We start from the raw sequence: 12,840 nt of genomic DNA, 5'->3' as shown, positions 1-12,840 counted from the left end.
AGCTATGCTAGCAAATAAATTTAAAGATATAGAGATCATCCTCGCGTCTCAATCACCACGTAGACAGGAACTTTTAAAAGGTCTAGACATAGATTTTAAAATAGAAACCAGGCCTGTAGAAGAGGTTTACAGTGATCGTTTAAAAGGTCATGAAATCACAGATTATCTATCTATTCTAAAAGCTAGCGCCTTTAAAAATGATTTAAAGGAAAACGAATTATTAATAACTAGTGACACCATAGTATGGTTTAATGATGCACCATTAGAAAAGCCTAAAAGTGCTACACATGCTAAAGAGATGTTAGCCTCTATGAGTGGGAATTTTCATGAAGTTTACACATCTGTCTGCTTTACCACATCACAACGTCAGCATGTTATTTATGATGTTACTAAGGTTCATTTTGCAACACTTAGTGAAGAAGAAATAGACTACTACGTTGCTAATTATAAACCCTTTGATAAAGCTGGCGCTTATGGAGTTCAAGACTGGTTAGGGTATGCAGCCGTTACACGTTTAGAAGGTTGTTATTATAACGTTATGGGATTGCCACTACCTAAGGTGTATAAATTTTTAAAAGAGTTTTAATTGTTTCGCTTTCGCGAAAGCGATAAAAAATAACCAATAAAAAAAGCCACTTCTTATGAAGTGGCTTTTCTATATAATTTAAAGTAGTAAACTACTATAAAGAATCTGTTTCTTAGAACATTTCACGACCAGAGAAGTGGAATGCACTCTCTATAGCAGCGTTCTCATCACTATCACTACCGTGAACAGCGTTTTCACCCATACTTTTTGCAAACATTTTTCTGATAGTACCTTCAGCAGCATCAGCAGGATTTGTAGCACCTATTAATGTACGGAAATCTGCAACAGCATTTTCTTTTTCAAGAACTGCAGCTACTATAGGACCGCGGCTCATGAATTCTACTAATTCACCATAAAATGGACGCTCACTGTGTACTTCATAAAATGCCTGTGCATCTGCAACAGTCATTTGAGTTTTTTTCAAAGCAACGATTCTAAAACCGCTTGCTGTAATCTTATCAAGTATAGCACCTGTGTGACCGTCTTGAACGCCATCAGGCTTAATCATTGTAAATGTTCTATTAGTAGCCATTTTTATATTTTTTAAAATGCGCTGCAAAAGTAATACTTTGACATAAAATTATACCTCCTAAATAAAAAATAAAACAGTCCTCTAGCTTAATGATCATTATGCTTGTTAAAGCCTGAGAAAACTTTACTTTTGTTACCCTATGAATAAAGACCAAATAGAAGGCCTGAAAAAAGAGCTTTCCTCTCCTAGAAATATTGTTATTGTACCACATAAAAACCCAGATGGTGACGCTGTAGGTTCAGTTACTGCGCTTTACGGTTATTTAATCCAGCTAGGTCACAAAGTTACCATGATAAGTCCTAACGATTTTCCTACCTTTTTAAAATGGATGGAATACAGTGAATTATTTGTTAATTATGAACAAGAAGGTAAAAAAGCAGATGTACTTATAAGAGAGGCCGATCTTATTTTTAACTTAGATCACAACGCTTTTCACCGTGCAGGAGATATGGAAACCATTCTTAGCGAGGTAAAATCTACCTTTGTGATGATAGACCATCACCAGCAACCAGATGATTTTGCTACTTATATGTATAGTGATACCGCAATGAGTTCTACTTGCGAGATGATTTATCACTTTCTAGAAATGCTAGGCGATACTGAAAAGATAACACCTGCCATGGCTACTGCCATGTACACCGGTATATTAACAGATACTGGTAGTTTCAAATACCGATCTACCACTTCTACCACTCTACGTGTTGCTGCAAATCTGGTAGATAAAGGTGCTAATAGTGAAGGTATAAATCGTAAAATTTATGATGTTAATACACCTTCTAGAATGAAGTTGTTAGGTGTTGCACTCAATAACATGGTAATATTAGAAAAATACCGCACCGCATTTATTACACTTACTCAAAAAGAACTGGACGATAATAATTTTAAGAAAGGTGATACAGAAGGTTTTGTAAACTATGCGTTAAGCCTAGACGGTATCGTGTTTGCACAAATATTAATCGAGAAAAAAAGCGAGTCTATCATAAAAACATCTTTGAGATCTAAGGGTGATTTTGATGTAAATCAACTAGCGCGAGATAACTGGGAAGGTGGCGGCCATAAAAATGCAGCCGGTGGTAAATCTGATCTTTCCATGGAAGATACAGTGAAAAAATTAATTAGTATCTTGCCCTCTTATGAAAAAGAGCTCCATGAAGTTGTTATATAAAACGGTTTTAGTAGGTGTCCTTCTAGTTTCCTTTTACAGTTGTAGTAAAAAGGTAGAGGCTAGAAAACCTATTACTAACACGACTAGTTCTACCATACAAGAATCTATTGAAATTAATAAAAAACTATACGCTGCCGAAGAGGAAGCGATAGAAACCATTATTAAGGATCTAGATCAAGAATTTCAGCGTGGTTCTACTGGGTTTTATTATATGTTTACTAAAAAAGATTCTGTAAGCGGTATTCAACCTAAATTTGGCGATCGTGTTACTTTTGAATACGATGTTACCTCTTTAAATGGAGAAGTAATCTATAATAAGGAAGACCTATCTCCCATTACAAAGAGCCTAGAACAAGAATATGGCGTTTTTAGAGGCATGAGAGAAGCGTTAAAATTAATGCAAACCGATGAGGAGATGATCGTATATTTCCCATCTTACGCAGCTTATGGCTATTATGGAGATCAAAATCTAATAGGACCTAACACACCTTTTAAAAGTCGTGTAAGGTTATTAGGTATAAATGTAGAAAACTAAGAGTGGGATACGTGTTCCGCTTTCGCGAAAGCAAAATCCAAAATAATTTTAAACAAATAATAAATTAGTAAAATGAAAAAAATCCACGGACTACTTGCAATACTTGCCCTAATATTTATGGCATCTTCTTGTGAAGACAAATATCCAGACGTTGAGGATGGTATCTATGCCGAAATTCAAACGAATAAAGGAACCATGTTTGCAGAATTGTATTACAAGGACGCTCCTATCTCCAGTGCTAACTTTGTTGCTCTAGCTGAAGGTAAACACCCATTAGTGAACGATTCTCTTAAAGGAAAACCATTTTATGACGGTCTTATTTTTCACAGAGTAATTAAAGACTTCATGATACAAGGTGGAGATATTTCTGGTACTGGAAGTGGTGATGTAGGTTATAAATTTGATCAAGAGGTAAGCGATTCTTTAAAGCACGATTCTAAAGGTATCCTTTCTATGGCAAATGCTGGACCAGATACTAACGGAAGCCAGTTCTTTATCATGCACAAAGAAAACCCTGGACTAGATATGCGTTATAACGTGTTCGGTAAAGTGGTAAAAGGTCTTGAGGTAGTTGATTCTATCGCGACTACTCCAGTAAATGGACAGAAGCCTGTAGAAGACATGATCATGCAAAAAATCTCCATCATACGTAAAGGTAAAGATGCTAGAAAATGGGATGCTGTAAAAACATTTGAAGATGCATTAAGCGCTGCAGAAGCTAAAAAAGCAGAAGCTGCAAAAATAGCTGCTGAAAGAAAAGCCGCTGCACCAGCTAATAAAGCTGCAAAAGCAACTGATCTTGCTGCTCTTAAACTTAAAGCGACTAAATTACCTAATAGTGATGTAATGGTCTATGTAAAAAATGCAGGAAGCGGTGAAAAACCAGCTGAAGGTGTTTCTGTAATGATGGATTATAGCGGTTTCTTTATGGACGGTACTTTGTTTGACTCTTCTGTTCTAGAAATAGCTCAAAAATTTGACAACGTAAACGAGAGAAAAGCACAAATGAATGCTTATGCTCCTATGCCAGTTCAATACAGTTCTTCTGTAGGTATGGTTCAAGGATTTAAAGATGCTATGTTATCTATGAATTATGGTGACGAGATCGTTGCTTTCATTCCGTCTGACCTTGCTTATGGTGAGCGTGGTGCTGGTGGTGTTATACCTCCTAACACAGATCTTGTTTTTGAAATGAAGATCACTAAATAAATCATATAGAATCTTAAATTCTATATTCTATAGAAAGCGCGTTGTTTTACACAACGCGCTTTTTCATTTAACATATTCTTAAATAAAAACTTCTTAGACAGTTTCGAGAAGATCTTTAATAAGTATTAAATTAGTATCATGAAAAAAATTATCTACACAGACCTTGCTCCTAAGCCTATAGGTCCCTATAATCAGGCTGTATATTACAGTAATGATTTTGAAAAGACATTATACACAAGCGGTCAGATTGCGATAGACCCTGCCACTGGAGAACTTAAAATAGATGATCTTAAAGAAGAAACTCATCTAGTAATGAAACATCTAGAGAGCCTGCTTAAACAGGTAGACATGACTTTTGAAAACGTACTTAAAACAAGTATTTTTTTAAGCGACATGGGCAACTTTGCTACGGTTAATGAAGTTTATGGAAGTTACTTTAAAGAAGAAACGGCTCCTGCTCGAGAAACTGTAGAAGTAGCCAACTTGCCTAAATATGTGAATGTAGAAATTTCACTCATCGCAAAACACGATTTTTAATATGCCAATAGCAGATTCAGAACTTATCATAAACCCAGATGGTAGTATCTATCATTTAAATCTGAAACCACATCAACTAGCAGACACTGTAATCACAGTAGGTGATCCAGAACGTGTTGCTGAAGTATCAAAATACTTTGACGTTATAGAGTTAAAAATAGGAAAACGTGAGTTTCACACGCATACTGGTGTTTATAAAAACAGACGCATCAGCGTGGTTTCTACCGGTATAGGAACTGATAATATAGACATCGTCTTTAACGAGTTAGATGCGTTAGTAAATGTAGATTTTAAAACTAGAGAAATAAAAGAAGAACTTAAATCTCTAGACATTATACGTATTGGTACCAGTGGTGCCGTACAAAGTGACATTCCTATAGACAGCTTTTTATTATCACAACGTGGGATAGGTTTTGATAGTTTAATGCACTGGTATGAAAGTGATGGTGGCGATCTCGCTTTTGCGAAAGCGGTTACCCAACAAATTCCACGATCAAAATTACACTCTACTCCTTACATAGTAAACTGCGATGCAGACCTTGCAAAGAAATTTCAAACTGTAGAGATGATTAATGGAAATACCATTACTAACGTAGGTTTTTATGGTCCACAAAGTCGTAAAATAAGATTACAACCTGCAGAACAAGATTTAAATCAACACATAGCAGATTTCAATTTTGAAGGACATAAAATAACTAATCTAGAAATGGAAACCGCTGGTATCTATGCCATGTCAAAATTATTAGGCCATAGAGCTGTGTCATTAAACGCGATACTAGCAAATAGAGCCACTGGTGAGTTTTCTACAAAACCTAAAGAGTTAGTAGAAAAACTAATTAAATTCACCTTAGATAGTATCGTCGCGTAATAGCTGTTGTATTAGTGACTGTAACTAGATGTCTAGTCGTAAAAAAGACCATTCTGTTAACTATATAAAAGTTAATGGAATGGTGTTTTTTTATTTATAGCTATACATCTATATTTTACTTAATACTAAAATTTGAATAGTTACCTTTATGCAAATAGATAATTAAAATTTAGTCATTTATCATTTTCGTCAATCCCAACCTCTTACATAATGAATATATTCAACAGAAAATATAAAATAAATTATGACAACTTAATTTCTAAATTAGAAACTGGAAACGAAAATGTAATTAGTAATCTATTGTGGTCACCAAAAAATAAAACTATTAATCATCTACCTGTTTCAATAGAACTAATTAAAAAGTTAAAAAAGATAGATAAAAATTATGAGCTTCAAATCCATAAAAAAATAAAAAAAGGTAGATTTGAATTAATCATTTTTAAAATTCCTTGGACTGATGGAGATATTCCATTTAGCCCTATTATTATAGACTTATCAAACAGTAAAATTATAGGTGTTATACTACCTTTTAATGAATTAAATGCATTTTTAAGCGGTAAAGAGTCTAAATCTATCAGATATTTAAGTAAGCAATGGGTAAATTTTGTAATTTCTTATAGATCTATAAAACAAACAATTAATAACTAGTCTGTCATATATTTCTAACATCTTGGCGTCTTTCATTATCATACATTCTCAAAGCTTACTTAAATAATTATTAAACAATGTCTGCTTAAGTAATACTTGCCATTTTTTAACGCTAGTTTGATAAAATGCACTGTTTGATTTGTGTAAATTTAACAGATGGAGAAACATCAAGAATATCCTTACCAGCATAGAGATATCAACTGGTTAAGTTTTAATGACCGTGTGCTACAAGAAGCTGCAGATAAAAGTAACCCTCTTTATGAGCGTCTTAAATTTATCGCTATTTTCTCATCAAATTTAGATGAGTATTTTAGAGTAAGAGTTTCTCAAATGCGTCAACTCAAACGAGTGGATAAAAGCATTAGAAAAAAGCTAGCATTACGTCCATCTAAATTTGTAAAACAATTACTAGTTAAAGTAAAATCTCAACAGGAAGAATTAGGTACAATTTTCTTTGATCATATAGTTCCTGAATTAAAGGATAACAACATTCATTTACTTGGTTACAAAACAATTAAGGAGAGTTATATAGAGTTAGTAAAGGAATATTACCGTACACATCTTAGACAGAAAATACACACTGATATTGTAGAAGCATCAAAAACTAGTGATATATTTTTAGAGAACCAGCATTTATATTTTCTAGTACCTTTTGAAAATGAAAAAAAATACGGTATTGTAAACATTCCTTCTACTGAATACGATCGTTTCATAGAAGTCAAAAAAGACAACGATCAACATTTTATAGCCTTTTTAGATGACATTATAAAAGCTAACATCGAAGACATTTTCCCTGATAAGAAAGTTACAGGCTCCTACTCTATTAAATTATCTAGAGATGCAGAATTGTATTTGGATCAAGAACTAGATGGCACTCTAGCAGATTTAATTCATGAATCTTTATCACAAAGAGATGTGGGACAGGCTACACGCTTACTATACGATGAGCGCATGCCTAAAGATGTGAGAAAAAACATAAGAAAAAGTCTTGGTTTAGGTAAAATAGATATGGTCGCTGGTGGTAAATATCATAATTTTCATGATTTCTTTGGTTTTCCTAACCCTACTGAAAATAAAGGATTAGAGGCGCAACCTTTAAAAACTATTAAACATAAAGAGTTAGAGAGTGCTAATTCTTACTTTGACGTGATTAGAAAAAAAGATCAATTAGTGCATTTTCCATTCATGTCCTTTGATTATGTGCAGCGTTTTATAGATCAGGCATCACAAGACGAACATGTAGAAGAAATAAAAATCTCATTATATCGTGTAGCAAATGAGTCTGCACTTACTGACGCGTTATTAAGGGCACTTAAAAACGGTAAAAAAGTAACTGTTTTTGTAGAGGCCAAAGCAAGATTTGATGAAGAAAACAACATCAAATGGGGACGCATATTTGAAAAACACGGCGCTCGTGTTATTTATAGTTATCCGCGTATAAAGGTACATAGCAAAGTGCTGCTTATCTTACGTAGAGAAAATGATAAGAAAAAGAGGTATGCGTATATAGGTACCGGTAATTTTAATGCCAAAACTTCTAAAAACTATTGTGATCACGGTTTATTTACGGCAGATAAAAAAATTACTAAAGATCTTCTTAGAACCTTTAAAGTCTTGCAAGGTGATTTAATTATACCACGTGCAAGCAGTCTACTCATCAGTCCATTTACTACTAGAAGTACTTTTGAATCACTAATACGTCAAGAGATAGACCATTCTAAAAACGGTAAAGGTGGCTATATAACAGCAAAGATGAATCAGCTAGAAGATCGTGGTATGATCAATCTATTGTACCAGGCCAGTCAGGCTGGTGTACACATACGTCTTATAGTGCGAGGTTTTTCTAGTCTTGTGCCTCAACTTAAAGGTATAAGTGAGAATATAGAAATCACTTCTATAGTCGATAGATTTTTAGAACACGGTCGCATATATAAATTTCACAATGCCGGAGATCCTATTATGTACACTGGTAGTGCAGACTGGATGAGTCGCAATCTAGATCGTAGAATAGAGGTTCTAACACCTATCAATGATCCAGATATCTATGCAGAGCTTGATGATATTCTAGACCTTCAATTAAGTGATAATGTAAAAGCACGTATACATACACCAGAAGAAAATAACCCAATGGTGCAAGCCAAGGATGGAGATAAGAAAATTCGCTCACAAGAAGAAATTTATAAATACTTAGAACAAAAGCATAGTTAACGCTTCTGTGCTATCTTTGTAAGCTATGGAAAAAAAGATAACCATAAAAATAGGCGGTGTACCAGAGCATTTTAATTTGCCGTGGCACCTAGCTATTGAGGATAACGCTTTCGCGAAAGCGGGAATAGATCTACAATGGCAGGACGTACCAGAAGGAACTGGCCGCATGAGCAAGCTATTACGTGAAGAACAACTAGACGTAGCCTGTATTCTAACCGATGGAATCGTAAAAGATATCATAGGAGGTAATAAGTCACGTATTTTACAAGTGTATGTGTCATCACCTCTACTTTGGGGCGTTCATGCCCCTGGAGCAATAGAAGCCGATAGAACCGAGCAACTAGAAGATGGTAAAATAGCCATAAGCCGTTACGGTAGTGGTTCACATTTAATGAGTTATCTACTAGCCAAAAGACATGGTTGGGATCCAGAAGATATACAGTTCGAGTTAATAAACACACTCGATGGTGCTGTAGAAGCATTAAGTGCAAATAAAGCGCAACTATTTCTATGGGAACGTTATATGACGCAACCCATAGTAGATCAAGGTATCTTTAAACGCCTAGAAACTATAGCCACACCATGGCCTAGTTTTGTAATCGCTGCAACAGAAAATTGCATCAAAGAAAAGGAAGAAGCTCTTGCAAAAATGCTTCATATTATAAACACCTACACCTCAGACTTTAAACACATACCTAGTATAGATCGCACTATTGCATCACATTACGACCTACAAGTAGGTGATGTGCAGCAATGGCTACTGCGTACAGAATTTAGTGATGACCAGCTATGGAAAAGTACCGTAGATACTATTATAGAAGAATTTACTGCAGTAGGGATTATAGAAAAAAAGGTGGCTCTAGAAGATTTAGTCTACAACCTGCCTAAAATAGACGAAGAGGAATAAATAATATAAGTGTCTTAGTTGTGCAATGCGAGCTAATTTAATAATAGTAGAAAGCTATATTTTCTACTTGCGCAAGCATTAACTTTGCGCTGCAATTATAACACATGTCATTTACCCTACTTTCTTCTCCATTACAAGGTTTTACAGAGTTTAGATTCCGTAATGCAATACACAAATACTTTGGTGGTATCGATACTTATTACGCTCCCTATATTAGGTTTAATAATAAGCCGGTAATAAGTAGTAAATACCAGCGTGACTTGCAGTTAGAAAATAATAAGGTTCCAGATTTGATTCCTCAAGTTATGACTAACAGTGCAGACGAGTTTCTTATCGCTGTAGAATACATAAGGTCATTAGGTTATAAAGAATTGAACTGGAATCTAGGTTGCCCTTATCCTATGGTGACTAAGAAAGGTATGGGTTCTGGACTTATTTGTGATCCAGAAAAAATAGATCACATACTAGAACGTGTTCATGCAGAAACAGATGTAATAGTCTCGATGAAAATGAGAATGGGATACCTAGAACCTACAGAGATTTTAGGTACCTTTCCTATTTTAGAAAAATATCCTATCAAGAATATCGCTATACACGCTCGTATAGGCAAGCAATTATATAAAGGTGGTGTAGATCTCGAGTCGTTTCAAAAGTGTCTAGATACTTCAAAACACAAACTCTATTACAATGGAGATATAACTAGTGTCGCTGGTTTTAGAGCCATGCAAGAGCAATTTCCTAAAATAGATCACTGGATGATAGGTCGCGGCCTCATAGCCGATCCTTTTTTACCCAGTATGATTAAAGCTGATACCGAGGTATATCCAGAAAATCGATGGGAAATCTTTAGAGAATTCCATGACACTATTTACCAGCAGTATGATGATTTTTTACAAGGCCCGACGCCTATAAAGATGAAAATGCAAGGTTTTTGGGAGTATTGGGCGTTGACATTTCCTAATCCGCAAAAAGCTTTTAAAGCCATTAAAAAAGCAAATAACCCTCGCGCCTATCAACAAGCGGCTAATGATAACCTGAAAACAGTGTCTTAACTTTTATAAGTTTTAGAATAAGAATTCCGCTTTCGCGAAAGCGGAACAAACACAAACCTTAAATTTGCATTCTATATCTATCCATGCAAAAAGATCTACTCCTTTTCACGCCTCCTTTTACCCAACTGAATACACCGTATCCAGCAACGGCTTATATAAAAGGTTTTTTAAATACTAAGGAGATTACCTCCTATCAAATGGATTTAGGGATAGAAGTCATTTTAGAGCTTTTTTCAAAAAAAGGAATGACGCAATTATTTGAATATGCTATAGATAAGGGTAGTATTCTAAGCGAGAACAGTCAGCGTATTTATGCCTTAAAAGATCATTATATACAACCACTTGATGAAATTATTTCTTTTTTACAAGGGCATAATGATACGTTTGCAAGACAAATATGTATTGAAAATTTCTTACCACAAGCATCTCGTTTTGATCAAGTAGACGATCTAGATTGGGCGTTTGGTAATATGGGATTACAGGACAAGGCAAAACATCTAGCCACTTTGTATTTAGAAGACCTTTCTGATTTTATAAAAGAGTGTATAGATGACAACTTTGGTTTCAGTCGCTATGCAGAGCGTTTAGGAATGAGTGCCAATAGCTTTGACCAGTTATACAACGCACTTGTAGAGCCATTATCTTATATAGATGAGGTTACAGTTGCAATATTAGACGCACAATTAAAAGAAACACAACCTAAACTAGTCGTAGTTTCCATACCATTTCCTGGTAATTTATACAGCGGCTTGCGATCCTGTCAGCATATTAAAAAACATTTCCCTCATATTAAAATAGCTATGGGTGGTGGTTTTCCTAATACAGAATTAAGATCTTTAAAAGATGCGCGTGTTTTTGAATTTGTAGATTTTATATGTCTCGATGACGGTGAGTTACCTTTAGAATTGGTAACTGATTATGTATTAAATCATCCTGAAAAGTCTAGTCAAGATATAAAATTAAAAAGAACCTTTGTTCTTGAAAATGATACCGTAGTTTATAAAAATAATGCTACTCAACCAGATTACAAACAGTTACAAGTAGGTACACCAGATTATAGTGACCTATTATTAGACCAGTATATATCTGTTATAGAAGTGGCAAACCCTATGCACAGTTTATGGAGCGATGGACGCTGGAATAAACTGACTATGGCACATGGTTGTTACTGGGGTAAATGCACATTTTGTGACATTTCCCTAGATTACATAGCGCTTTATGAACCAGTTGCGGCCAACGTTCTTGTAGATCGCATGGAGCAATTAATAGAGCAAACTGGTGAGCGAGGTTTTCACTTTGTGGATGAGGCTGCACCACCAGCTTTAATGAGGTCTGTAGCGTTAGAAATTCTTAAAAGAAAACTTACCGTAACCTGGTGGACCAACATACGTTTTGAGAAAAACTTTACACAAGATCTTTGTCATTTATTAAAAGCATCTGGCTGTATTGCTGTTTCGGGAGGTCTAGAAGTAGCATCAGATCGATTATTGAAACTTATAGACAAAGGTGTAACTGTAGAGCAAGTAGCCCAAGTAACTAGAAATTTTACCGCTTCTGGAATCATGGTTCACTCCTATTTGATGTACGGCTACCCTACACAAACAGTTCAAGAAACTGTAGACAGTCTAGAAATGACTAGGCAGTTATTTGAATTAGGTATTATACAAAGTGGTTTCTGGCATCAATTTGCACTTACTGCACATAGTCCCGTAGGTATGAATACACAAGATTATGGAGTAACACCTCATTTAAAAGAAATCACGTTTGCCAATAACGATGTACAATTTGCCGATTCTACAGGTATAGACCACACTAAATTTAGTGAAGGTTTAAAGAAATCGTTATTTAATTATATGCACGGTATCGGTTTTGACCTTTCCTTACAAGAATGGTTCGACTTTAAAATACCTAACACTTCTATCGCTCCTTTCTATATTGAAGACTGCCTCAATAAAGAAAATTTTAAAGCGATGAAGTCTAATTCTAAAATCGTTTGGTTAGGTACTTTTCCATTAGTTGGTTCCTTTACTAAAATAAAAAAAGGTGTAAAAGTTACTTATCTAGATCTTATATTTCATGATAAATCGACGTCTTTTCATATAGAATTACCAGAAAACCTTGCAAACTGGTTACTGGATCAACTTGAGTTATGGGATCCTAGTCTCAAAATACAGACCTTTTCTCAAGTAAAAGCTTCTTATGAATCTTTCTTTAATGCCTTTGAGCCTTTCTGGTATGGAGACGAAATAGAAACTTTGAGAGCCAATGGATTATTAGTTCTTTAAAACTATAGAAGACTATTCTAAAAAAAAATAGAAGATAAATCATCATTTCAGTTTAGCGCAAAAAAAAGAGAGGACTCCTCCTCTCTTTTTTAAGCAGTCTCCACCGCTTTATTTTTAATAAACAACTTGTCTTTATAACTTCTTGCTTATTTACTTAAACCGTGTCAAAAGTAGTAGATACTTTTAGATTTTAGAAAAATAAAAACACTTTTAAGTGATCTTTTTATCGATTAAAAGTTAAATATCTTATTTACAGTATTTTAACAAGAAACTAAAAGCGCGTTTCATCGATTAATTATGTTTCTCAC

Annotated in this window: 12 protein-coding genes; 11 read left to right on the top strand and 1 reads right to left on the bottom strand. The window is 34.7% G+C overall.

Annotated features, from left to right (window positions below; translation table 11 throughout):
* The first annotated feature begins 4 nt into the window (after positions 1–4).
* Positions 5–586, top strand: a complete 582-nt coding sequence (locus ABJF08_RS00105; protein ID WP_348114017.1) for a Maf family nucleotide pyrophosphatase — start codon at positions 5–7, stop codon at positions 584–586.
* A 112-nt stretch (positions 587–698) separates the two neighbouring features.
* Here ABJF08_RS00105 and ABJF08_RS00100 read toward each other — a convergent pair whose 3' ends face one another.
* Positions 699–1,118: a nucleoside-diphosphate kinase gene (locus ABJF08_RS00100; RefSeq protein WP_348114016.1), complete on the bottom strand. Its 420-nt coding sequence runs from the start codon at positions 1,116–1,118 to the stop codon at positions 699–701.
* Positions 1,119–1,257: 139 nt separating this feature from the next.
* Here ABJF08_RS00100 and ABJF08_RS00095 point away from each other — a divergent pair, with 139 nt between their 5' ends.
* From ABJF08_RS00095 to ABJF08_RS00050, 10 genes are all read left to right on the top strand, one after another.
* Entirely contained in the window at positions 1,258–2,283 is a 1,026-nt protein-coding gene (locus tag ABJF08_RS00095; RefSeq protein WP_348114015.1) for a bifunctional oligoribonuclease/PAP phosphatase NrnA, read from the top strand.
* Positions 2,252–2,818, top strand: coding sequence for a gliding motility-associated peptidyl-prolyl isomerase GldI (gene gldI / locus ABJF08_RS00090; RefSeq protein WP_348114014.1), 567 nt, complete (start codon positions 2,252–2,254; stop codon positions 2,816–2,818). The genes ABJF08_RS00095 and gldI overlap by 32 nt, the downstream gene beginning before the upstream one ends.
* Before the next feature lie 72 nt (positions 2,819–2,890).
* Positions 2,891–4,027 carry a peptidylprolyl isomerase gene (locus tag ABJF08_RS00085; RefSeq protein ID WP_348114013.1) on the top strand — a complete coding sequence of 379 codons (1,137 nt, stop codon included), beginning with the start codon at positions 2,891–2,893 and terminating at the stop codon, positions 4,025–4,027.
* 138 nt (positions 4,028–4,165) lie between these two features.
* Positions 4,166–4,564, top strand: coding sequence for a Rid family detoxifying hydrolase (locus tag ABJF08_RS00080; RefSeq protein WP_104515945.1), 399 nt, complete (start codon positions 4,166–4,168; stop codon positions 4,562–4,564).
* 1 nt (position 4,565) lies between these two features.
* Complete coding sequence (locus ABJF08_RS00075; protein ID WP_348114012.1) at positions 4,566–5,432, top strand: nucleoside phosphorylase; 867 nt, start codon at positions 4,566–4,568, stop codon at positions 5,430–5,432.
* 210 nt (positions 5,433–5,642) lie between these two features.
* On the top strand, positions 5,643–6,080 hold the full coding sequence (locus tag ABJF08_RS00070) for a hypothetical protein (protein ID WP_348114011.1): 438 nt from the start codon (positions 5,643–5,645) through the stop codon (positions 6,078–6,080).
* Between the two features lie 156 nt (positions 6,081–6,236).
* Positions 6,237–8,288 carry a polyphosphate kinase 1 gene (gene ppk1 / locus ABJF08_RS00065; protein WP_348114010.1) on the top strand — a complete coding sequence of 684 codons (2,052 nt, stop codon included), beginning with the start codon at positions 6,237–6,239 and terminating at the stop codon, positions 8,286–8,288.
* Between the two features lie 25 nt (positions 8,289–8,313).
* On the top strand, positions 8,314–9,195 hold the full coding sequence (locus ABJF08_RS00060) for a substrate-binding domain-containing protein (protein WP_348114009.1): 882 nt from the start codon (positions 8,314–8,316) through the stop codon (positions 9,193–9,195).
* Positions 9,196–9,299: 104 nt separating this feature from the next.
* Positions 9,300–10,247 carry a tRNA-dihydrouridine synthase family protein gene (locus ABJF08_RS00055; RefSeq protein ID WP_348114008.1) on the top strand — a complete coding sequence of 316 codons (948 nt, stop codon included), beginning with the start codon at positions 9,300–9,302 and terminating at the stop codon, positions 10,245–10,247.
* 83 nt (positions 10,248–10,330) lie between these two features.
* Positions 10,331–12,532 carry a radical SAM protein gene (locus tag ABJF08_RS00050; protein ID WP_348114007.1) on the top strand — a complete coding sequence of 734 codons (2,202 nt, stop codon included), beginning with the start codon at positions 10,331–10,333 and terminating at the stop codon, positions 12,530–12,532.
* The last annotated feature ends 308 nt before the right edge of the window (positions 12,533–12,840 follow it).

Source organism: Nonlabens sp. (assembly GCF_039941875.1).
Taxonomy (GTDB): Bacteria; Bacteroidota; Bacteroidia; order Flavobacteriales; family Flavobacteriaceae; genus Nonlabens.
The sequence above is the reverse complement of the archived record's forward strand: the minus strand, read 5'-3'. Positions and strand labels throughout refer to the sequence as shown.

Bases quoted from the DNA above. Each gene is read 5' to 3' on its own strand.
- ABJF08_RS00105 (WP_348114017.1), top strand. From the start codon at position 5: ATGCTAGCAAATAAATTTAAAGATATAGAGATCATCCTCGCGTCTCAA.
- ABJF08_RS00100 (WP_348114016.1), bottom strand. From the start codon at position 1,118: ATGGCTACTAATAGAACATTTACAATGATTAAGCCTGATGGCGTTCAA.
- ABJF08_RS00095 (WP_348114015.1), top strand. From the start codon at position 1,258: ATGAATAAAGACCAAATAGAAGGCCTGAAAAAAGAGCTTTCCTCTCCT.
- gldI (WP_348114014.1), top strand. From the start codon at position 2,252: ATGAAAAAGAGCTCCATGAAGTTGTTATATAAAACGGTTTTAGTAGGT.
- ABJF08_RS00085 (WP_348114013.1), top strand. From the start codon at position 2,891: ATGAAAAAAATCCACGGACTACTTGCAATACTTGCCCTAATATTTATG.
- ABJF08_RS00080 (WP_104515945.1), top strand. From the start codon at position 4,166: ATGAAAAAAATTATCTACACAGACCTTGCTCCTAAGCCTATAGGTCCC.
- ABJF08_RS00075 (WP_348114012.1), top strand. From the start codon at position 4,566: ATGCCAATAGCAGATTCAGAACTTATCATAAACCCAGATGGTAGTATC.
- ABJF08_RS00070 (WP_348114011.1), top strand. From the start codon at position 5,643: ATGAATATATTCAACAGAAAATATAAAATAAATTATGACAACTTAATT.
- ppk1 (WP_348114010.1), top strand. From the start codon at position 6,237: ATGGAGAAACATCAAGAATATCCTTACCAGCATAGAGATATCAACTGG.
- ABJF08_RS00060 (WP_348114009.1), top strand. From the start codon at position 8,314: ATGGAAAAAAAGATAACCATAAAAATAGGCGGTGTACCAGAGCATTTT.
- ABJF08_RS00055 (WP_348114008.1), top strand. From the start codon at position 9,300: ATGTCATTTACCCTACTTTCTTCTCCATTACAAGGTTTTACAGAGTTT.
- ABJF08_RS00050 (WP_348114007.1), top strand. From the start codon at position 10,331: ATGCAAAAAGATCTACTCCTTTTCACGCCTCCTTTTACCCAACTGAAT.